This is a genomic window from Roseburia sp. CLA-AA-H209 (genome assembly GCF_020687575.1).
In the GTDB taxonomy this organism is placed as follows: Bacteria; Bacillota; Clostridia; order Lachnospirales; family Lachnospiraceae; genus Roseburia_C; species Roseburia_C amylophila.
In genome coordinates, this window is record NZ_JAJEQU010000019.1 from 1 (window position 1) to 22,098 (window position 22,098).

Annotated in this window: 20 protein-coding genes; 18 read left to right on the forward strand and 2 right to left on the reverse strand. The window is 44.0% G+C overall.

What is annotated here, in order from left to right:
* The first annotated feature begins 202 nt into the window (after window positions 1-202).
* Window positions 203-352 carry a hypothetical protein gene (locus LKD41_RS13520; RefSeq protein ID WP_022243978.1) on the forward strand — a complete coding sequence of 50 codons (150 nt, stop codon included), beginning with the start codon at window positions 203-205 and terminating at the stop codon, window positions 350-352.
* Window positions 353-449: 97 nt separating this feature from the next.
* On the opposite strand, the gene LKD41_RS13525 is transcribed toward LKD41_RS13520, so the two are convergent.
* Window positions 450-1,388, reverse strand: a complete 939-nt coding sequence (locus LKD41_RS13525) for a tyrosine-type recombinase/integrase (protein ID WP_227701449.1) — start codon at window positions 1,386-1,388, stop codon at window positions 450-452.
* A 178-nt stretch (window positions 1,389-1,566) separates the two neighbouring features.
* On the opposite strand from LKD41_RS13525, the gene LKD41_RS13530 reads away from it, so the two are divergent.
* From LKD41_RS13530 to LKD41_RS13585, 12 genes are all read left to right on the forward strand, one after another.
* Window positions 1,567-1,926 (forward strand): ArsR/SmtB family transcription factor, encoded by a 360-nt coding sequence (locus tag LKD41_RS13530; RefSeq protein WP_117698030.1) that lies wholly within the window; start codon window positions 1,567-1,569, stop codon window positions 1,924-1,926.
* A 13-nt stretch (window positions 1,927-1,939) separates the two neighbouring features.
* Window positions 1,940-2,158 carry a cation transporter gene (locus LKD41_RS13535; protein ID WP_227701450.1) on the forward strand — a complete coding sequence of 73 codons (219 nt, stop codon included), beginning with the start codon at window positions 1,940-1,942 and terminating at the stop codon, window positions 2,156-2,158.
* Window positions 2,159-2,168: 10 nt separating this feature from the next.
* Window positions 2,169-4,043: a heavy metal translocating P-type ATPase gene (locus tag LKD41_RS13540; RefSeq protein WP_227701451.1), complete on the forward strand. Its 1,875-nt coding sequence runs from the start codon at window positions 2,169-2,171 to the stop codon at window positions 4,041-4,043.
* 189 nt (window positions 4,044-4,232) lie between these two features.
* Complete coding sequence (locus LKD41_RS13545) at window positions 4,233-4,931, forward strand: ABC transporter ATP-binding protein (protein ID WP_117698032.1); 699 nt, start codon at window positions 4,233-4,235, stop codon at window positions 4,929-4,931.
* Window positions 4,932-4,939: 8 nt separating this feature from the next.
* Window positions 4,940-7,201, forward strand: a complete 2,262-nt coding sequence (locus tag LKD41_RS13550; RefSeq protein WP_255669513.1) for an ABC transporter permease — start codon at window positions 4,940-4,942, stop codon at window positions 7,199-7,201.
* Between the two features lie 512 nt (window positions 7,202-7,713).
* Window positions 7,714-8,331 (forward strand): DUF3793 family protein, encoded by a 618-nt coding sequence (locus LKD41_RS13555; protein ID WP_117842031.1) that lies wholly within the window; start codon window positions 7,714-7,716, stop codon window positions 8,329-8,331.
* Between the two features lie 12 nt (window positions 8,332-8,343).
* Window positions 8,344-8,775: a flavodoxin gene (locus tag LKD41_RS13560; protein ID WP_022243985.1), complete on the forward strand. Its 432-nt coding sequence runs from the start codon at window positions 8,344-8,346 to the stop codon at window positions 8,773-8,775.
* Between the two features lie 276 nt (window positions 8,776-9,051).
* Window positions 9,052-10,335 (forward strand): M14 family metallopeptidase, encoded by a 1,284-nt coding sequence (locus LKD41_RS13565; RefSeq protein ID WP_227701453.1) that lies wholly within the window; start codon window positions 9,052-9,054, stop codon window positions 10,333-10,335.
* Window positions 10,336-10,367: 32 nt separating this feature from the next.
* Window positions 10,368-11,339, forward strand: a complete 972-nt coding sequence (locus tag LKD41_RS13570; protein ID WP_227701454.1) for a leucine-rich repeat domain-containing protein — start codon at window positions 10,368-10,370, stop codon at window positions 11,337-11,339.
* 48 nt (window positions 11,340-11,387) lie between these two features.
* Window positions 11,388-12,683, forward strand: coding sequence for a vWA domain-containing protein (locus tag LKD41_RS13575; RefSeq protein ID WP_227701455.1), 1,296 nt, complete (start codon window positions 11,388-11,390; stop codon window positions 12,681-12,683).
* A 29-nt stretch (window positions 12,684-12,712) separates the two neighbouring features.
* Window positions 12,713-14,041: an AAA family ATPase gene (locus tag LKD41_RS13580; protein ID WP_227701456.1), complete on the forward strand. Its 1,329-nt coding sequence runs from the start codon at window positions 12,713-12,715 to the stop codon at window positions 14,039-14,041.
* 41 nt (window positions 14,042-14,082) lie between these two features.
* On the forward strand, window positions 14,083-16,671 hold the full coding sequence (locus tag LKD41_RS13585) for a translation factor GTPase family protein (protein WP_227701457.1): 2,589 nt from the start codon (window positions 14,083-14,085) through the stop codon (window positions 16,669-16,671).
* A gap of 145 nt (window positions 16,672-16,816) precedes the next feature.
* Here LKD41_RS13585 and LKD41_RS13590 read toward each other — a convergent pair whose 3' ends face one another.
* On the reverse strand, window positions 16,817-16,978 hold the full coding sequence (locus LKD41_RS13590; RefSeq protein ID WP_227701458.1) for a hypothetical protein: 162 nt from the start codon (window positions 16,976-16,978) through the stop codon (window positions 16,817-16,819).
* A 294-nt stretch (window positions 16,979-17,272) separates the two neighbouring features.
* Here LKD41_RS13590 and aroE point away from each other — a divergent pair, with 294 nt between their 5' ends.
* The 5 genes from aroE to LKD41_RS13615 all read left to right on the forward strand — a co-directional run bounded on the left by aroE (window position 17,273) and on the right by LKD41_RS13615 (window position 22,019).
* Window positions 17,273-18,148, forward strand: coding sequence for a shikimate dehydrogenase (gene aroE / locus LKD41_RS13595; RefSeq protein ID WP_227701459.1), 876 nt, complete (start codon window positions 17,273-17,275; stop codon window positions 18,146-18,148).
* Window positions 18,149-18,163: 15 nt separating this feature from the next.
* Complete coding sequence (aroD, locus tag LKD41_RS13600) at window positions 18,164-18,937, forward strand: type I 3-dehydroquinate dehydratase (protein WP_227701460.1); 774 nt, start codon at window positions 18,164-18,166, stop codon at window positions 18,935-18,937.
* 61 nt (window positions 18,938-18,998) lie between these two features.
* Complete coding sequence (locus LKD41_RS13605; RefSeq protein WP_227701461.1) at window positions 18,999-19,511, forward strand: shikimate kinase; 513 nt, start codon at window positions 18,999-19,001, stop codon at window positions 19,509-19,511.
* Window positions 19,511-20,683 (forward strand): class I SAM-dependent methyltransferase, encoded by a 1,173-nt coding sequence (locus LKD41_RS13610; RefSeq protein WP_331470928.1) that lies wholly within the window; start codon window positions 19,511-19,513, stop codon window positions 20,681-20,683. Before LKD41_RS13605 ends, LKD41_RS13610 begins: the two co-directional genes overlap by 1 nt.
* Entirely contained in the window at window positions 20,661-22,019 is a 1,359-nt protein-coding gene (locus tag LKD41_RS13615) for an RsmF rRNA methyltransferase first C-terminal domain-containing protein (protein ID WP_227701462.1), read from the forward strand. The genes LKD41_RS13610 and LKD41_RS13615 overlap by 23 nt, the downstream gene beginning before the upstream one ends.
* The last annotated feature ends 79 nt before the right edge of the window (window positions 22,020-22,098 follow it).

The following is a 22,098-nucleotide window of genomic DNA, read 5'->3' on the forward strand; positions in this document are numbered from 1 at the left end:
TAAGTTTCATTTTATCACCTTCCTGAACATTTGGAATAGTTCCTTACTAACGGATAATACCGGATTATCCATCATTTCAAGCCATAACAATCCATAATTAACAATTCCAAACAGCGCTCGTTTAAATTCTGCTATCCTCATCTGTCATTTCGTGTTACAATAATTTCGCACAGAAAAATCCACATGAGAGGATGTGAACATCATGTGTAATTTGAGTCAGGGAATAAAAGAAGATGGGATGGCAGAAATCTTTGCACGCATGAGCAGAAAAGGTTATTCACCAGAGCAGATTGCAGAGATGACAGATACAGACGTAAGAGAAGTAAAAGCACTCCTGCAAAGAATAAAATAGAAATATAATATAGAATAAATATCCCCCCCTAAAAGGACTGTTAGAAAGGCAAAAACACCGTAAAAATGCTGCCAATTCTAACAGTCCTTTTCGATTTTTACCCCACCCTGAAATCCTTCCTCGGATGCTTATTCATCAGAATATCCCGCTGCTTTGCCGTGGAGACATGGGTGTAGATTTCTGTGATGTGGATGGAACTGTGCCCCAGCATTTCCTGGATGTAGCGGATATCCACGTCAGCTTCTAAGAGGCTGGTGGCGAAGGTGTGGCGGAACATGTGCGGAGTGATGTGCATATCAATGGAAGCAAGGCTGCAGTATTTCCGGATGGTTCGACGGACATACTGGTCGGAGAGTGGGCGTCCTGCCTGGTTGACGAAGAAGCGGTTGGTACGCTTAATGTCAGGAAGGTAACATTTCCGGTATTCCAGCAGGGTATGGACAACATCGTCATTGCCAATCTGGAGGAGCCGCTCTTTGGAACCTTTGCCGAAGATAAGCAGAGTCCGGTTGGAAAGGTTGATGTCATCCGGTGTGATGGAACACAGCTCAGAGATTCGGATGCCGGTGGCGAAGAGCAGCTCGATAACAGCAGCATCCCGGAGCGCATTTTTTCGCTGGAAATCGGTAGCGGCGTGGGAGTATTGGTGATAGATAGAAGATAAAAGCAGTTCAATCGTAGGAAGCGGAATGGTTTTAGGCAGAATCACCGGTTCCCGGAATTTGATATGCAATTTGTTAAAAGGATTGGAGACAATGCGGTCGCGGTAGTCGAGGTAGTGGAAAAAGGCTTTGAGGGAGGCAAGCTTTCGTTTCACAGTTTTCGGTTTGAATTGTTCGTGAAGAGTTGCAATATAGGATTCTAATATGGCGGGAGAAAGTTCGGATATGCTGGAGAGGGAAGGAAAAGCAGCCGCAAGGCTGGTACCAAACTGTGTAAGGTCGATGCGGTATGCTTTTAAGGTTTTGCCATCAAGGCGTTTCTGGGTGCGGCAGTAGGTTAAATACTGGTTCATTTCAAAATTAAAATCATGCATAATAAATACTCCTTTGTATGTGGCAGGAGGCTGTCCTGCCTGAATATAGATATAAGAGTATATCATAGAAAAATTTTTTATAAAAATTTCCAACTTCATATTGACAATTTGAAATCCCAAGCGTATTATGAACATATGAACAAATGCTCATATGTTAAAACGACCTGGAGGTGAGAAGATGGCAATGAACGATGTAGAATGCTGCGAAGAAAACTGCATTCATGCAGAGCTTCTGAAGAAGGCAAGAGAGAAGATGCCGGATGAAGATGAATTATATGATCTGGCAGAGCTTTTTAAAGTATTTGGTGATTCTACCAGAATCCGGATTCTGTTTGTGTTGTTTGGCTCAGAAGTATGTGTGTGTGATCTGGCAGAGACGTTGAATATGACGCAGTCGGCGGTATCCCATCAGTTAAAAATTTTAAAACAGGCAAAGTTAGTCAGCAGCAGGCGGGAAGGAAAATCCGTATTTTATTCACTGGCAGATGAACATGTAAGAACCATTATCGACCAGGGCAGAGAACATATTGAAGAATGAGGAGGACATTATTATGAAGAAAAAATTTAAATTGGAAGACTTAGACTGTGCAAACTGTGCAGCAAAAATGGAAGATGCAATCAAGAAAATCCCGGGAGTCAATGATGCAGTAGTAAGCTTCATGACACAGAAAATGACCATCGATGCAGAAGATGAGCGTTTTGAAGAAATTATGGATGAAGTAGTAAAGATATGTGCAAAGGTAGAACCGGACTGCCGGATTCTGCGATAGGAGATAGCTTATGACAAAGAATCAGAAAAAAATGCTGGAACGTATTCTGGTTACTGCAGTGCTGTTTGTAGCACTTCTGGTATTGGAACACGTTGGTATCTTAGAACAGATTACACAGCCAGTCCTGATTTTTATTATTTATCTGGTACCGTATCTTCTGATTGGCTATGATATTATATTTAAGGCATTTCGGAATATCAGTCATGGACAGGTATTTGATGAGAACTTTCTGATGATGATTGCAACGTTTGGAGCATTTGGAGTACGGGAGTATTCCGAGGGTGTTGCAGTTATGCTGTTCTATCAGATTGGAGAACTTTTCCAGGGCTATGCAGTTGGAAAATCCAGGCAGTCCATTGCAGATATGATGGACATTTGTCCGGAATATGCCAATGTGGAAGAGGATGGCAAATTAGTCCAGGTAGATCCGGATGATGTGGAAATCGGCACTGTCATCGTGGTAAAACCAGGCGAGCGTATTCCGCTGGATGGAATTGTAGTAGAAGGTGAGTCCATGGTCGATACCGCAGCACTGACCGGAGAATCTGTTCCAAGAAGAGCAGCAGAAGGTGATGAAATCATCAGCGGCTGTGTCAATGGAAGCGGTACTTTAAAGGTAAAAGTAACAAAAGCATTCGAAGATTCTACAGTATCCAAGATTCTGGAACTGGTGGAGAATGCCAGCAGCAAGAAAGCAAGAGTGGAGAACTTTATCACCAGATTTGCAAAATATTACACTCCGGTTGTTACCATTGGAGCAGTAATTCTTGCAATCCTGCCACCGATTATTTTAGGCGGCGGCTGGGCTGAGTGGATTCAGAGAGCCTGCATTTTCCTTGTTATTTCCTGCCCGTGTGCCCTTGTAATCTCAGTCCCATTGGGATTCTTCGGTGGTATCGGAGCATCTTCTAACTTAGGTGTTCTGGTAAAAGGAAGTAACTATTTAGAGGCAGTGGCTGAGATGACCACTATCGTATTTGATAAAACCGGTACACTGACCAAAGGCGAGTTCAAGGTATCTGAGGTACTTCCGGTAAATGGAAGCAAAGAGGAACTCTTAGAGCTTGCAGCCCATGTAGAAGGATATTCCAATCATCCGATTGCTAATTCGGTGCGTGAAGCCTATGGCAAAGAACTGGATATGAACCGGGTAAATGGAACGGAAGAAATTGCCGGACATGGAATTCATACATTTGTAGATGGAAAAGAAGTATGGCTTGGAAATGCCAAAATGATGGTAGCCCGGAATATTTCCTATACCGAAAACAGCAGTGCCGGAACCGTGATTTATGTTGCGGTAGATGGAGTATTTGCCGGAACCATTGTAATTTCCGATTCCATTAAGGAGGGCGTAAAAGAAGCTATCCATAGCATGAAGAAGGTAGGCGTGAAGAAATGCGTTATGCTGACCGGAGACCGTAAGGCAGCAGCACAGGCAGTAGCAGATGAACTGGGACTGGATGAAGTGCATGCAGAATTACTGCCGGGTGACAAGGTAAGTCAGGTTGAGGCACTTCTGAAAGAACAGCATGAGAAAGAAAAACTTGCATTTGTGGGTGATGGCATCAACGATGCACCAGTACTGACCAGAGCAGACATTGGAATTGCAATGGGAAGTATGGGGTCTGATGCGGCAATCGAAGCTGCAGATGTAGTTCTTATGGATGATGATGTGCGAAAGATTGCATCTCTTGTGAAGATTGCAAGAAAGACACTTTCCATCGTGCACCAGAATATCGTATTTGCACTTGGTGTAAAAGCAATTGTGCTGATACTCGGTGCATTTGGTATTGCCAATATGTGGGAAGCAGTATTTGCAGATGTAGGTGTATCTGTCATTGCAATTTTAAATTCCATGCGGACACTGCGCATTGCAAAGAAATAGTATAAAGGCGTTTATTGAGAAAAAGAATCAGTAAACGCCTTTCTTTTACCAAACGGATAGGCTATACTAACAAAAGTTACAAAAAGCTAACAGTAAGTTGGAAATAGTACAGCATTGGGAAAGAGGGAAGCAGGAGTAACAAAATAAAAGAACTGAAAAAAGAGTCAGAAAAGAAAAAGGAGGATGAATATGTTTCTGGAGATTCAGGATTTGAAAAAAAGTTTTGGACAGGGAGAGGCAAAAACAGAAGTTTTGAAGGGAATTAATTTCTCTGTTGAAAAAGGTGAGATTTGCGTATTGTTAGGACCGTCTGGTTCCGGTAAATCAACACTTTTGAATATTATCGGAGGAATTGACAGTGCAGACAGCGGCTATATTTCCATCAATGGGGAGAAAACAGCAGATATGAACGAAAAGGCACTGACGAATTACCGCCGCCGCCATTTAGGATATGTATTTCAGATGTATAATCTGATCCCAAACCTCAATGTGAAGGAAAATATTGAGGTAGGAGCATATCTGAGTGATAAATCATTAGACATTGACGAATTGCTTAAGACACTGGGACTTTATGAGCATCGTCATAAGCTGCCAAACCAGTTATCTGGTGGACAGCAGCAGCGCACAGCCATTGGCCGTGCTATTGTAAAGAACCCGGATATTCTGCTCTGTGATGAGCCGACCGGAGCACTGGATTACAATACATCCAAAGAGATTTTGAAGTTGATTGAGGATGTAAATCAGAAATATGGAAATACCGTTATTATGGTTACCCATAATGATGCCATCAAAAACATGGCAGACCGTGTCATTAAGCTGCGTGATGGACAGATTCGAAAGGATTACACCAATGAAGTGAAGATTCCTGCACAGGAACTTGACTGGTAAAGGCGGTGATGAAAGTGAAGAGTCCATTAAGAAAACGAATTCCAAGGGAATTGAAAACAGATTTTGGAAAATATTTTGTGATTTTCCTGTTCCTGACAGCTACTATCGGATTTGTATCGGGATTTCTGGTGGCAGGAAGCAGTATGATAACTGCCTATAATGAGAGTTTTGAAAAGTACAATATTGAAGACGGTAATTTCGAACTGATGGAAGAAGCTGACGATACGCTGCTTACAGAACTGGAAAAAGAAGGCGTAACAATTTATGAGAATTACTATCTGGAAGAAGAGGTGGTAAATGGCAAGTCAGACAGTACCCTCCGTATTTTTAAACCGAGAAACGAAGTGGATAAAGTATGTCTGATGGATGGAGAAATGCCGCAGCAGGAAGATGAAATTGCAATTGACCGGATGTATGCGGACAATAATTCCTTAAAAGTAGGAGATACCATTAAAGTAGGCGGTGAGAAAAAGACCATCAGTGGTCTGGTGGCATTATCGGATTACAGTGCGCTGTTTTCCGATAGCAAGGATCTGATGTTTGATGCCATAAAATTTGGCGTTGCCATTGCCACAGAGGATGCCTTTGATGCTTATGGTACCGGAAATCTCCATTACAGCTATTCCTGGAAATATGAAAAAACTCCGGCTGATGATACGGAAGCAAAAGAGAAAGCAGAAGATTTTATGAAAGTGCTGGGCAGTAAGGCGGCAATAGCAGCATACATACCGGCATTTTCCAATCAGGCAATTCATTTTACGGGAGATGATATGGGTGGAGACAAAACAATGGTAATGACGTTGTTATATATCCTGATAGCGATTATGGCATTTGTCTTTGCAGTTACCACCAATAATACGATTACAAAAGAAGCAGCAGTCATCGGAACACTGCGTGCATCCGGCTATACCAGAGGAGAACTGCTGCGGCATTATCTGCATCTTCCGGTACTGGTGACAATCGTAGCAGCAATTATTGGAAATATACTTGGCTATACCGTATTTAAAAATATGGTAGCAGATTTGTACTATGGAAGCTATAGTCTGCCGACCTACCATACCATCTGGAATGGGGATGCGTTTATCCTGACAACGGTGATTCCGGCAATCATAATGATTGTTATAAATCTGCTTTTGATTTCTTCCAAACTGCGTATTTCACCACTGAATTTCCTGCGCAGGGATTTGAGCAGAAGAAAGCGGAAAAAAGCAGTAAAACTGCCGCATTTCAAATTCTTTAACCGGTTCCGTATCCGTATTATTTTACAGAACCGTGCGGGCTACCTGACTTTATTTATCGGTATTGCTTTTGCAGAAATTCTGCTGGTTTTCGGCATGATGATGTCACCACTTTTAGAGCATTATCAGGATGAAGTGCTGTCCCACATGCTTGCAGATTATCAGTATGTATTAAAAGCGCCGGTTCCAACGGAAACAGATGGCGCAGAGACTTATCTTGCCGGTAGTTTAAAGACAATGCCGACAGAATTCAGCAGCGAAGAGGTCAGCGTCTATGGAGTTGAAAAAGACAGTGCTTATGTTGATATTGATTTCCCAAAAGAAGGTGTTTACATTTCGGATAGTTATGCAGAAAAATACCGGCTTGCAGAAGGCGATACCATTGAGTTAAAGGAAACTTATGGAGATAAGAAATACAAGTTTAAGGTGGCTGGAATCTATGAGTATCCGGCAGCAGTGGCAATTTTTATGCCGGAAGAGGAATATCGGGATGTATTTGACAAAGAGGAGGATTATTTCAATGGATATTTCTCCGATAAGAAGATTACCGATATTGAGGATGCCTATATCATGACGACCATTACAGAAGATGACCTCACCAAGGTATCAAGACAGCTTGATGTATCTATGGGCGGCATGTTCTATCTGATGAATGTATTTTCTGTTGCACTGGCAGCAATCCTTATTTACCTGATGACAAAGCTGATTATCGAGCGGAATGCTTCATCCATATCCATGGTTAAGATATTGGGTTACAACACCCGAGAAATCGGGAAATTATATCTGACAGCCACCACCTGGATTGTGGTGATATCCGTTATCCTGGGTGAAGCAATTGCTACCGAGACCATTAATGTCATCTACCGGGCAATGATGAGTGATTACTCCGGCTGGCTGAGCATCTACTATGACCCGAACATCTACTGGAAAATACTGCTTATGGTACTGGCAGCATACTTCGTAGTGGCATTGTTCTGCCTTCGGAAGATTCGGAAGATACCGATGGACGAAGCTTTGAAGAATGTAGAGTAGAATCGGAAAAGTTTTTCATTACTCGCATAAAGCGAAACTTAAATATTGTAACAATAAGAAATTAGAGAATATTAACAAAACCAGCAGTTTCACTGAAGAGAGGGCATCAACCATATCAATTAGAGCTGCTTAGAATTTCATCACAGACTGGCAACGCCGGTGCAGGGATGTACCGGCGAGGTGCAATGGAGCATGGATGCGACTTTGCACCGCTTGCCGGAAAGACCAATATATAAAATGGAAATTCTTAGCAGCTCTTATAGATATGGTGCCGCCCTTTTTCAGCGAAACTGCTGTTTTTTTTTATATTATTGACATTATGAAAATATTGCTATCTTTATACAAGTATAATTTCTCCCCATCCAGCCAAACTAAACCATATCAGACTACCCGAAAGTCTCAATATGATAAAGAATTCTCACCACGCACATTTTGTGTTGACAACAGAAACATAATTAGTTATGATAAACACAAGTTAGAAATAACTAACTAGAACGAAAGGAAAAGAAGCTATGAGTACAGAGATTCTGGAAATTGTACAACAGATGGATTTACACAATGCAGAGACGCAGTTAGCGTTACAATGTGCCCCATTGATCGCAGGAGTAAAGATATCCAATCTCTTAGTCGTTTCAACAGGCATGGAGGATGCGGTAAAACAGTGCCTGAGAAAATCCGGAATTTCATTCCTGCTACTGCTCAGGACCAGGGAAAAAGCTCGTTACCTTCTTTTTCGGAAGAAACCGTTGGAGGCGTATCTGATGCGTAAAGAGATACGGGAGCTGCTGCAGGAGTCCGGTTATCAGGACTTTACGCTCGGAAATATTCTCAGTACGTTTCAGAAACGTTACCAGGGTTATATGTGCGGAGAACCTGGTTTTCCTCATGAAATGGGAGTGCTGCTTGGCTATCCGGTAGAAGATGTAAGAGGGTTTATGGAACAGAATGGACAGAATGCACTCTATCAGGGTTACTGGAAAGTGTACGCGCACGTTCCGGAAAAGAAACGTCTTTTCGCACGCTATGATATGGAAAAAGAGACCATCATCCAGCTTCTCTCCAATGGAGTGGGAATGCGGGACATCATTGGTATTTATAATGACAGCATGCCGCAGAAAGCGGCTGTTTAGGAGGTAGAAAAAATGAGTAAGATTCAGGTAGTTTATTGGACACAGTCAGGAAACACACAGGCAATGGCTGAGGCTGTTGGAAGAGGAATTGAAGCAGCTGGCAAAGAAGCAGAGGTTGTTGATGTAAGTACAGCTGATATGGATGCATTAAAAGCTTCTTCCGTATTTGCGATGGGATGTCCTGCAATGGGTGCAGAAGTCTTAGAAGAAGGCGAGATGGAGCCATTCGTTGAAGAAGTAGAAGGCTTTGCAGCAGGAAAGAAAATCGCATTATTCGGTTCTTACGGATGGGGCGATGGACAGTGGATGCGTGACTGGGTAGACCGTATGACAAGCGCAGGAGCAACCGTTGTAAATGGCGAAGGTGTGATTTGTCAGGAAGCACCGGATGACGATGCAGTCGCTGCATGCGAAAGCTTAGGCAAACAGTTAGCAGGAATGTAAATTCCAAAAATAAAATCATTTCCGTAGGGTACAAACAAATTGTATTATATATCATAACCAGAAGAAGTCTTGCAGAAAACTGCAAGGCTTTTTCGCTTTACAGGAAATTGCTTTCCTGTAAAGTGAAAAACGCTTCGCGAGGATGCGCACTGCGGCGCATAAGGCAGATGTCGCAAGCGACCGCCGCAGGCGCGAGAATGTGCCAGGGCACATTCTTAGTTCCGTTTTGAAAACATCTGCATATACTGATAAGAAGGACTGGAAACAGGTGAAAGAATGAAAGTATTGAATCCGGGAGAACGCTCCGTGCTGGTACAGTATGTGCAGCTGGCATTAAACCGTGCGGGATATGACATAAGGAAAGATGGAATTTTGGGAGAGAATACCTGCAGGGCATTGCGGCAGTTTTTAAGGAAAAAGAGCGGGGAAGAATTTAACTGTAAAATAGATGATGTAGTGTGGGGGAAGCTTTTCCCCTATTTAAAAGGATATACGATGCATGAAATAAAATCCGGTGATACATTATGGGGTATTGCGGCAAATTATGACACCAGTGTATCAGCGATTATGACAGCCAATCCAACAGTAAATCCGCTGGCACTGCGGACCGGAAGTATTCTTGCAATTCCATTTTCTTTTTCGCTTGTAGCAGAAGATGTGGCTTACACTTCTTATCTCAATGACTGGATATTGGAAGGGCTTACGGTACGTTATCCTTTCTTGGTTCAGGGAAATATTGGAAAAAGTGCGATGGGAAAGGAAATTCCCTATCTTCGGATTGGAACAGGAGAGAGGGAAGTCTTTTACAGTGGAGCATATCATGCCAACGAATGGATTACCACACCGGTCCTGCTTAAATTTGCGGAAGAATATGCCCATGCATTTGCAGCGGGACGCATGCTTTATACGGTGCAGGCAGCGTGGCTTTTTTATGGATTTTCCCTGTATCTTGTTCCCCTGGTAAACCCGGATGGCGTGGATTTAGTGAATGGAGTATTAGAAGAGGGTGCATCCTTAGAAGAGGCAGAGCGCATTGCAGCTGATTATCCGAAGATTCCATTTCCGAATGGATGGAAAGCCAATATAGAAGGAATTGATTTGAATCTGCAATTTCCGGCGGGCTGGGAAAATGCCAGAAAAATTAAATTTGCCATGGGATTTACAACACCGGCACCAAGAGATTATGTGGGAGAGGCTCCCCTTGTGGCACCGGAAAGCCGCAGTGTCTATGAATTTACAAGAGCCCATGATTTTTCGTTAATTCTGGCATATCATGCCCAGGGAGAAGTGATTTACTGGCGGTATCTTGACTATGAACCGGCAGATTCCAGAAGAATTGCAGAATATTTTGGCGAGGTCAGCGGATACCGGGTGGAAGAGACACCCTCTACATCTGGTTATGCCGGTTTCAAAGACTGGTTTATTCAGGCATACAATCGTCCCGGTTATACCATTGAGGTGGGAATGGGGGTAAGCCCGCTTCCGATGAGCCAGTTTGCCGGAATCTATGAAGATAACCGTCTGATTTTAGAAGGCGGAATGACGGAACTTGTGCGATAACCGGGGATGTGTTATATTGTAGCAGAGAAAAGATGAGGAAACTGGAGCGTAAGATGAACACAGCATACAGCTATGAGATACAGCCGCTGGATGAATATTCCATAAGCATAGAGCGTGTATATGGGACGACACCGGTTGTTGTAATTCCAGATCAGATAGATGGATTCACAGTAAAGAGAATAGGCGCATATTGTTTTTCGGAAAGCAAACATGTTCCGGCAGATGCCGTTACCATCGGCGGAGTGGACAGTTTTATGAAAGCATTATGCGGAAATGATATCGAAGAAATTTCTTTGCCGGATTCCGTGGAACAAATCGGGAATCTGGCATTTTATAATTGCCGCAAATTACGAACACTTACCTTGGGGCGTTTCTTAAAAGAATTAGGAAGCGATGCCTTTATGAACTGCCGGAGCTTAAAGCGGCTGGTGCTTCGTTCTTCCATGGAAGAAGCCAGTGGCGCACAGCTTATCTTAAATCAGGTTCGGGCTGATTTGGAAGTGGAATTTAAGGAAGCCTTATTTTTCTATCCGGAATATTACGATTCCTATGAAGAAATCGGACCGGCACATATATTTGCACTGAATATTGCGGGGGAAGGTTTCCGGGCAAGACAGTGTTTTCATGAGCGGATGGTAGATGCAGCCGCATACGATATGATATTTGAGAGGATCTGCATTGAGGAGAAGATGTGGACTGCAGCCAGAATGGCACTTTGCAGACTGGCATATCCGGTGGAATTAAAGGAAGAAGCCCGTGAACGTTATCTTTCTTATTTAAAAGAACATGCCAGTGAGGTATGCGATGTTTTGATTCAGAAAAAAGATTTAGCATTATTAGAGTTGATATGCCGGCTTCAGGTGATGGAGCGGAGTGGAATCACTGCATTAATCGGGCAGGCGGCAGAAGCCGGCTGGGCAGAAGGCAGTGTCAGCTTAAGCAGCTGGCAGCAGAAATATTATAAGGAAGCAGCAGCTTCTTCCTGTTATGATATTGAGTGGTAAAAACAGCAGAAAATCAAGAAAATATGCAGTGGCAGAAAGGAGTAGAAGATGGCGCATATTAAGACCCAGACCGAATGGGAAAATGATATGTCTGTAAAAATCTTGCAGCATGCAAGAAGTGAAATCTATCTGGATTTGCGATATCTTGATGTGGCACTTTCTGCATTGAAGCCTCAGGCAATGGAAGGCTTAGAGACAATGGCTACGGACGGAGAGAGTCTCTTTTTCTCAGCAGGACAGGTAATACGCGTATTCCGGAATAATCCGGCATTTATGAACCGGGCGTACCTGCACACGATATTGCACTGTATTTTTTCACACTTATTTTTAAAAGGAAACAGAGATACGAAGCTTTGGAATCTTGCCTGCGATATTGTAGTGGAGCAGACCATTGACGGCATGGACAAGCTCTGTACCAGGCGCGCATTAAGCTTTCTGCGGCAGCAGACCTATGAAGCATTGAAGGGTGAGGGGCGGATTTCTGCAGCAGTGGTATACCGCTGGCTGCGGGGAAAATCCATGGAAGAGCTTCTTACCTTAAATCATGAATTTTATACGGATGACCACCGTTTCTGGAAAGAGGAAACCGGCAATGGCGCGGCATCTGCAGCCAGAAATAAATGGAATAAGATAGCAAGGCAGACCAGTATGGCAAAGAAGCGGCATGGAGATGAGCCGGAAAAGGGAGAAGAACTTCTGATGACACAGATCAGTGCTGCGAAAAGCCGCCGGAGTTATAAGGAATTTTTACAGAAATTTTCCATACTACAGGAAGAATTAAAATGCAATCCCGATGAGTATGATTTGAATTATTATACCTATGGGCTGCGGCTTTATAAGAATATGCCCCTGATAGAACCGGTGGAGAGCCGGGAAGTAAAGAAAATCCGGGAATTTGTAGTGGTGGTAGACACCAGTTATTCCACCAGCGGCAGTTTAATCAAAGGCTTTTTAAATGAGACATTTGGCATTTTATCCCAGCAGAACAGCTTCTTTCGAAGATGCAGAATCCGGATTATCCAGTGCGATGATAAAGTGGAAATGGATGAGGTAATCAGCAGTCAGGAAGAAATGGAGCGGCTGCTAAAAAGCTTTCAGGTAGTGGGCGGCGGAAATACAGATTTTCGACCGGCGTTTACTTATGTAAACCAACTAATCAAAGAAGGAAGCATCCGGCATCTGGATGGACTCTTGTACTTTACCGATGGCAAGGGCATTTATCCGGTAAAGAAGCCGGAATATAAGACCGCATTTTTATTCTTGGGAGCCTATGATGAGACGGCAGTACCGCCATGGGCAATGCGGCTGCAGCTGGAGCCGGAAGAGCTGGAACAGAATGCATGAGAGAAATAATATAGATTGGAAGAAAACAGATGAATATCAAACAGGCAAAGGAAGAAATCAAACATACCGTAACAGCATATTTGAAAAAGGATGATGAGGGCAGATATAAGATTCCTCTGATTCGTCAGAGACCGGTCTTATTAATGGGACCGCCGGGAATCGGCAAGACCCAGATTATGGAGCAGATTGCAGAGGAGTGCAAAATCGGACTGGTAGCATATACGATTACCCATCATACCAGACAGAGTGCAGTGGGACTTCCTTTTATCAAAGAAATGGAATTTGCAGGCAAAGAGTATTCCATAACGGAATATACCATGAGTGAGATTATTGCCAGCGTATACCGGAAAATCGAGGAAGGCTGTCCGGAAGGAATCCTTTTCATAGATGAGATTAACTGTGTGTCTGAGACACTGGCACCGACCATGTTACAGTTTTTGCAGTGCAAGACCTTTGGTAATCAGGCAGTGCCGGAGGGCTGGATTATTGTTGCAGCAGGCAATCCGCCGGAATACAATAAATCGGTGCGGGAATTTGATATGGTAACCTTGGACCGTGTCCGCTGTATGCAGGTAGAGGCAGACCTTGGTGTTTGGAAAGCTTATGCCAGATCAAGACATATCCATGGTGCAATTTTAAGCTATCTTGAGCTTCGCCCAAAGAATTTCTACCGGGTGGAAGCAGATGTAGACGGCTTGCAGTTTGTCACAGCAAGAGGCTGGGAGGACTTAAGCATTCTGATGCAGACCTATGAAGAAATGGGGCTTCCGGTAGATGAAACCGTTGTAGGAGAATTTTTACACCATAAGGATGTGGCAGAGGATGCGGCAGCATATTTTGATTTATACCAGAAATATAAGGATGACTATGGAATTCCGTTAATATTGGAAGGAAAGATTCGGCCGGAAGTATTTGCCCGGATTTATGATGCAGCTTTTGATGAAAGACTCAGCGTGGTCAATCTTTTGTTGGACGGATTACAGAATCTGTTCCGAAGCTATAGAAAAGAAAAGGCTAAGACAGACCGCGGCTTTGCAGCCTTGAAAGAATACCGTAATTCCGAAGGGGCAAAGAAAGAAGTCTTTGAGGAAAAAAAGGCAGCCTTTGATATCCAGAGAAAGACATTAGAAACAATCGAAGAAAAGACTGCAGCAGCCTTAGAGCATGCGTTTGATTTTATGGAGCAGGCATTTGAGGGCGGCCAGGAAATGGTGGTATTTGTAACAGATCTTGCTACCGTGGCAGAATCCGCAAGATTCTTAGCCGAGCACAACTGCGACCGCTATTTACAGTATAATCAGGAGCTGCTGATTGGAAGCAAGCGGGCAGAGCTTTTAGCCGAGCTGAACCGGGACTAGTTGTACAGCGTAAAAAAATGTCAGAAAGGATACCTTTAAACATGAAGAAGCTGGTAATCGGAATTCTTGCACATGTAGATGCAGGAAAGACAACATTATCGGAAAGTATGTTGTATACAAGCGGAAGCATACGCCATCTGGGAAGAGTGGATAATAAGGATGCATATCTTGACAATAATGCCATGGAGCGGGAGCGTGGAATTACGATTTTCTCAAAGCAGGCAGAATTTTCCTGGAAAGATATGGCAATCACTTTATTGGATACACCGGGGCATGTGGACTTTTCTGCGGAGATGGAGCGGACCCTTAAAGTGCTTGATTATGCAGTGCTGGTCATCAGCGGAGCGGATGGTGTGCAGGGACATACCAGAACGCTGTGGCGTCTGTTAAAACTTTATCAGGTTCCGGTATTCTTATTTATCAATAAAATGGATCAGCCGGGAGCGGATAAAGAAGCTCTTTTATGGGAAATCAAGAAGCATTTGGACAGCAACTGCATTGACTTTACACAGGAGCAGAACGAAGGCTTCTATGAAGAGGCGGCTATGTGCGAAGAAGCAGCCATGGAGAAATTCCTATCGGAAGGAAGTCTTGCATCCAATGACCTTGCACAAATGATTGCAAAGCGGGAGCTTTTCCCCTGCTATTTTGGCTCTGCATTAAAGGTGCAGGGTGTGGAAGAACTGTTAGACGGACTTTACGAATATGGCAGGACACCGCAGTATCCGGATAAATTTGGTGCTAAAATCTTTAAGATTGCAAGAGAAGAACAGGGAAACCGGCTGACTTATCTTAAAGTGACCGGAGGAACTCTTCGTGTAAAGGATATGCTTAATGGCAAAGCCGGAGAAGAAGAGTGGGCGGAAAAGGTCAATCAGATCCGTATTTATTCCGGAGAAAAATATGAGGCAGTATCCGAGGCGGCAGCAGGTACAGTCTGTGCTGTTACCGGACTGACAAAGACTTATCCGGGAGAAGGACTTGGCATTGAAGAAGAGTCCATACTTCCGGTCTTAGAGCCGGTACGCAGTGTAAAACTGGTTTTGCCGAAGGAAGTTCCGGTGGCGGTCATGCTGCCAAAATTAAAGCAGTTAGAGGAAGAAAATCCGGAATTGCATATTGTATACCGGGAAGAAACCGGAGAGATTCTCATTAAGCTGATGGGCGAAGTACAGCTTGAAATCTTACAGAAACTGGTAAAAGAACGCTACGGCGTAGTAGTGGAATTTGGCGAAGAGAAGATTATTTATAAAGAAACCATCCGCAATACTGTAGAAGGAGTCGGACATTTTGAACCACTGCGCCATTATGCGGAAGTGCATCTCCTGTTAGAGCCGGGGGAGCGCGGAAGCGGACTGTGTTTTCAGACAGACTGCAGTGAAGATATTTTAGATAAAAACTGGCAGCGGCTGATACTGACCCATCTTGCAGAGCGGGAACATAAGGGCGTATTAACCGGTTCTGCCATTACTGATATGAAGATTACCGTAGTGTCCGGCCGGGCACATCCAAAGCATACCGAAGGCGGCGATTTCAGGCAGGCAACTTACCGTGCTATAAGGCAGGGACTGATGGAAGCAGATTCTGTACTGCTTGAGCCTTATTATGCATTTCGTCTGGAAATACCGGAAGAATGTCTGGGTCGTGCAATGCATGATATGGAGCAGCGTAACAGCAGAATGGACGCTCCGCAGATAGAAAATGGAATGGCACTGCTCACCGGAAGCGGTCCGGTATCGAAGCTTTCGGATTATCAGAAGGAATTAAATACCTATGCCAAAGGGCGTGGCAAATTCTTCTGCACATTGCAGGGCTACGAGGTGTGCCAGAATCAGGATGAGGTGGTAGAAGCTATCGGTTATCAGCCGGAGGCAGATTTATATAATACATCAGATTCCGTATTCTGTGCCCACGGAGCGGGCTATCTGGTGCCGTGGTATGAAGTAAAAGAGCACATGCATATGCCATCTGTTTTAGAAGAAGATGGCGGTGGGAAAGAAGAACGGATAAAAGTCCACCGTCCCGGCGTAGTAGAGGACTGGGTAGATACCGATGAAATCGATGCTATTTTAGAAAAGACCTTCTATGCCAACCGGCAGGAAGGAAAACGCAAAAACGGTGTCGTGCGAAAACGCAAAGCAGAAAACAATGCACCAACCGTCCGTACTTACTACAAGCCGGAAAAACTGGAACGCTATCTACTGGTGGATGGCTACAATGTAATTTATGCCTGGAAGGATTTACATGAACTGGCAGAAGTGAATCTGGATGGAGCCAGAGGCAAATTGCAGGACATTCTCTGCAACTATCAGGGCATCTTCGGTGGCGAAGTCATTGTGGTGTTTGATGCATACCGCCTGACCGGACATAAGACAGAACAGTTGGACTATCACAATATCCATATTGTCTTTACGAAGGAAGCAGAAACGGCAGACCAGTACATTGAACGCTTTGCCCACGAACATCACAATCATTATGATGTAACGGTTGCAACCTCCGATGGCTTAGAGCAGATGATTATCCGCGGCCAGGACTGCAAGCTGATATCTGCCCGGGAGTTTGAACAGGAAGTAAAACGGGCGAACAGCACCATGTGGGATAATTACCGGAATGGACAGAATATTTTCTGATAAATATTGCCATGGCATGGAAAAAAAGCTATGATAGAAAAAGAGTTTCACTCGGGTGATTAGAAAAGATAAAATCAGATAAATGGTATTGTTGCTGCCATTGGGGGATGTTTTCTTTTGATGAACGGGAAATGTCTTATCGTTCTTAGATACGCATTTTGCTTGTAGTAGACTGTCTTTCCGCCTGCTTTGACGGGATATCTGCACTGTCCGCCGGAGGCGGATGCCACAGCAAGCCTGCAAGGGGCACTAAGAATTTCGATAAAGTTACGAATTCGTCCGGCAACCGGCGCATATTCGCATCCATGCTTAAGATGCGCCTCACTGGCACATCCCTGTGCCAGTGTTGCCGGTTTGCCGACGAAATTCTAAGTGCCCCTAACAGCCTGCTTCATGCATCCGCATTCCGGCGCACAGCACAGATATCTTGTCAAACATTGGAAAGACCGGCTAAATCACAAAAGCAAAATGCAGTGTCTTAGAACGATGGCATTTCCTGTTACAAAAGGAACACCGCCAATGACGGCAACGATAGATTTATTTTGGTTCGGTCTTTTCTAATCACCCGAACAGAATCATTTCGAACAGAAGGAGAGAAGACATGGAAGGAAAAGGAAGAATAACAGGACATACAGGATTATTGGCATTGATCGGTTCCCCGGTAGGACACTCAGGCTCCCCGGCAATGTATAACTATAGCTTTGAAAAATTAGGATTAGATTATGCATACGTAGCATTCGACATAAAAGTAGAAGAAGTAAAGGCAGCCTTGGATGCCATGCGCCTTTTCCACATGCGTGGCTGCAATGTAACGATGCCATGTAAGACAGAAGCTGCAAAATATATGGATGAGCTTTCACCGGCAGCCCGGATTATCGGAGCAGTCAATACCATAGTAAATGAAGATGGAAAATTAATCGGACATATGACAGACGGTGAAGGATTTGTAGGCAATTTAAGAGACCATGGAATTGAGATAAAAGGAAAGAAAATCACAGTAGCAGGAGGCGGCGGAGCAGCCACTGCCATTCAGGTACAGTGTGCGCTGGACGGGGCAAGAGAAATCAGCATTTTCAATATCAAAGATGACTTCTTCGAAAGAACACTGGAAACAGCAGAGAAGATTAGAAAAGAAGTGCCGGGCATTGTGGTAAATGTGTATGACATTGCAGATACTGCAAAGATGACAGAAGAGATTCAAAGCTCTGACATTTTTGCCAATGCAACCATCGTTGGAATGAAACCGATGGAAAAAGAAAGCGTTGTGAAAGATACATCCGCATTCCGTCCGGGACTGGTGGTTGCAGATGCCGTTTATAATCCGGAAGAGACAAGATTACTCCGGGAAGCAAAAGAAGCAGGCTGCACCTGCCTCAATGGAAAAGGAATGTTACTGTGGCAGGGTGTTGCTGCATTCCGCCTGTACACCGGAGAAGAGATGCCGGTACAGGAAGTCAAAGAGAAGTTTTTCCAGTAGGATAAGGAGTAAGAAATGGAGCAGACGGTAGTCAGAATCAGGACATTGGAAATCGGAAGCGGAATGCCAAAGATTTGTGTTCCGGTTGTAGGAAAGACGGAAAAAGAAATATTAGAGGGCGCAGAGCGGGCGAAGGCTGCAAAACCGGATCTGGTGGAATTTCGTGTGGACTGGTATGAAGAAGCTGCAGACAGTAAAAAAGTAGTCGCACTGTTAGAAAAGCTTCGCAAATGTTTGGGAGAACTGCCGGTTTTATTTACCTTCCGAAGCAGCAGGGAAGGCGGAGAAGCTGCCTTAAGCGACAGAGCATATCAAAGCTTAAATGAAGCTGCAATTGCATCCGGCTTTGTGGACTGCGTGGATGTGGAATTATTTTCCGGGGATGCTGTTGTAAAGGCAGTAGTAGCGGCAGCACATAGTAATAATGTAAAAGTCATTGCATCCAATCATGATTTTGAAAAAACACCGGCAGCAGAAGAACTCCTTGCCAGACTTCAGAAAATGGAAGCACTTGGCGCAGATATTCCAAAGATTGCCGTTATGCCACAAAGCAGCAAGGATGTTTTAACACTGCTTACGGTAACGGAAAGCTGGAAGGAAACAGGGAAGACACCTGTTATTACCATGTCTATGGCAGGAGAGGGCTTAATCAGCCGTCTTTGCGGAGAAATCTTTGGTTCGGCAGTTACCTTTGGCGCAGCCGGAAAGAGCAGCGCACCGGGACAGATAGATGCAGAAGAACTGCGGCGGATATTGGAAATCATACATCAGAATAGCAATAGACAGTAAAAATAATAGGGAAGAATTTCAATCGATATTTGGAATCATACATATGGAAAGGAATTAGAAAATGGCAGAGAATATTTTTCTGATTGGATTTATGGGAGCCGGAAAGAGCACCATAGCAAAAGTATTAAAAGAGAAATTAAGTGTTCCTCTTTGCGAAATGGATGAAATGATTGCAGAGCAGCAGAAAATGGCTATCTCTGACATTTTTGCACAGTATGGTGAAACACATTTCAGAGATTTGGAGACACAGCTTGTAAAAGATATTTCAGAAAAAGACGGTGTCATCGTATCCTGCGGTGGCGGTGCAGTGCTGCGGGAAGAAAATGTATCTTTTATGAAAGAAAATGGCAGAATCGTTCTGTTATCTGCCACACCGGAAACCATTTATGAGAGAGTCCGCTACAGCAAGGACCGCCCGATTTTAAATGGCCATATGAATGTGGAGTACATCCGTGAACTGATGGAGAAACGCCGCAGCCGTTATGAAAGTGTTGCAGACCTTGCGGTGGCAACAGACGGCAGGAGTGCAGAGACAATCGCAGATGAGATTATTGCAAAGTTAAGAGAAGCATAATGGAAATGAGAGAGTATATAGAAGCAATCGCAGAAAGCTGCAGGAAGCTGATTATCAGTAAGCCTGCCACAAAGCAGGAAGAGTATCGTAAAATTATCGTACAGAAAAAGGAAGCCTTTTTCCAGATGGAAAAATATACGGACAAGCAGGTATTTCATGAGAATCTATCTGTAGAAGAATTAGAGACAGCATTGGAAGAACTGATGCAGAATCATTTTCGCCAGCTCAATGGATTTGATATAGAAGCAGAGCATATTCTTCTGGTATCCAAAAAAGGAGTGCCGTCTTATAAAAAGAAAAAGCTGCAGAATGCAGTAAATGAGACTGCAACCCATAACCGGAAGAAAAATTATCTCTTAGAAGAAGGTAAGGTCATTCCGCCGTTGGTGGATATGGGAATTTTTACTGCAGAGGGCAAAATCGTCCGCACCATGTATGATAAGTTTAAGCAGATTAACCGTTTTGTTGAAATCATCGATGATTATGTGAAGGACTGCAAAAAGGAGAAGCTTCATATCATTGATTTCGGCTGCGGTAAGTCCTATCTTACTTTTATTATGTACTACTACTTTACGGAAGTGCGCAAGATTCCGGTAGAGATTGTAGGACTGGATTTAAAGAAAGATGTCATAGAAAAATGTAATCAGGCAGCAAAAAAATACGGATATGACACCCTGCATTTTGAACTGGGAGATATCAATGGCTACAAAGCACCGTTTCCGGTGGATATTGTAGTATCTTTGCATGCCTGCGATACCGCAACGGATTTTGCCTTATACAATGCCATCAGCTGGGATGCGGAAATGATTTTTTCCGTGCCATGCTGCCAGCATGAATTAAATGAGCAGATGGAGAGCGAAAAGCTACATCTGATGACCCGTTATGGCATTATCAAAGAGCGTTTTGCAGCACTGACAACGGATGCAATCCGTGCCAACCTCTTAGAGTGCTGCGGATATAAGAGCCAGGTCTTAGAATTTGTGGATTTGTCCCATACGCCAAAGAATCTTCTGATCCGGGCGAGAAAGGCAAAGATTTCAAAGGAGCATAAGCAGAAGCTTTTAAAAGAAGTGGATGCCATGTGCGAAGAATTCCAGCTAAAACCGTTACTCTACGGATTACTGCAAGTGGATGAAGGGAGAAATACGGATGCATTCAGAACAGGAAAATAATAGTTTCCCGGCAGAGTTTTTAGAGAGAATGAAGGAAATGTTAGGGGAAGAGTATCCTGCATTTTTTGATAGCTTAGGGCAGGAGCGGCAGCAGTCGTTCCGGATTAATACAGGGAAAACCGGTGTATCAGAATTTTTACAACAGACAGATTGGAAGCTAAAACCGGTTCCATGGTGTGAGACCGGTTTTTACTATGGAAAAGAGATTCGTCCGGGAAAACATCCTTATCACAATGCCGGAGTGTATTATATTCAGGAGCCGTCGGCAATGGTACCGGCAGAATGTCTTAAGGCACAGCCGGGGGATATCATCTTAGACCTCTGTGCAGCTCCCGGTGGAAAGAGTACCCAGATTGCGGCAGCTATGAAAGGGGAAGGAATCTTAATCTGTAATGAGATTCATTCGGCGAGAGCGAAGATTTTATCTGAAAATATTGAGCGGATGGGAATTAAAAATGCACTGGTATTAAATGAGACACCGGAGCAGCTGGCAGAGCGTTTCCCAGACTGCTTTGATAAAATCATGGTGGATGCACCATGCTCCGGGGAAGGCATGTTCCGGAAGAATGAAGAGGCCGGAAATGAGTGGAGCCTTGACAATGTGAAGCTGTGTGCCAACCGGCAGGACGGCATCTTAGACTGTGCGTATGAGATGTTAAGACCCGGCGGCAGGATGGTATATTCCACCTGCACCTTTGCACCGGAAGAGGATGAAGGGAGCGTGCACCGTTTCTTAGAACGTCATCCGGACTGCCAGATTGCAGAAGGAATTGACAGTGAAGGCTTCATTCATGACAAAGAAGGCTGCATCCGACTGTTTCCGCATAAAATCGAAGGCGAAGGACATTTTGCAGCAGTGATAACGAAAGCAGACGAAGGTTATGGCGGCTTTGGACTGACGGAAAAGGGCATAAAGGAAAAAGACTGCCCGGAATATCTTTCTTTTGTAAAAGAGAATTTAAAAGAAAAACCTCAGGGAGCATTGCTTAAATTTGGAGAGCAGCTCTATCTGATGCCGGAAGGATTTCCTGCTTTAAAGGGGCTGAAGGTATTACGGCCGGGACTGCATCTTGGCACCTTAAAAAAGAATCGTTTTGAACCATCCCATGCACTGGCACTTGCCATGCAGCCACAAGAGGCATTTCATGTTGCCATGCTTTCTTCTGGCAGTCAGGAAATCAGACAGTATCTGATGGGACAGACTTTTTCATGGGGAGGAGAAAAGGGCTGGTATTTAATCTGCGTAGATGGCTACAGCATCGGCTGGGGCAAGCTGGCAGGTGGAATCATGAAGAATCATTATCCGAAAGGGCTTCGTATGGTGGATATTATCTGAAAAGGGAGAATCTGAAAAAAGCTGCTTAAAATAAAACAAAATTAAGGAAATATTAATAAACACCGGGAATATCTGCTTG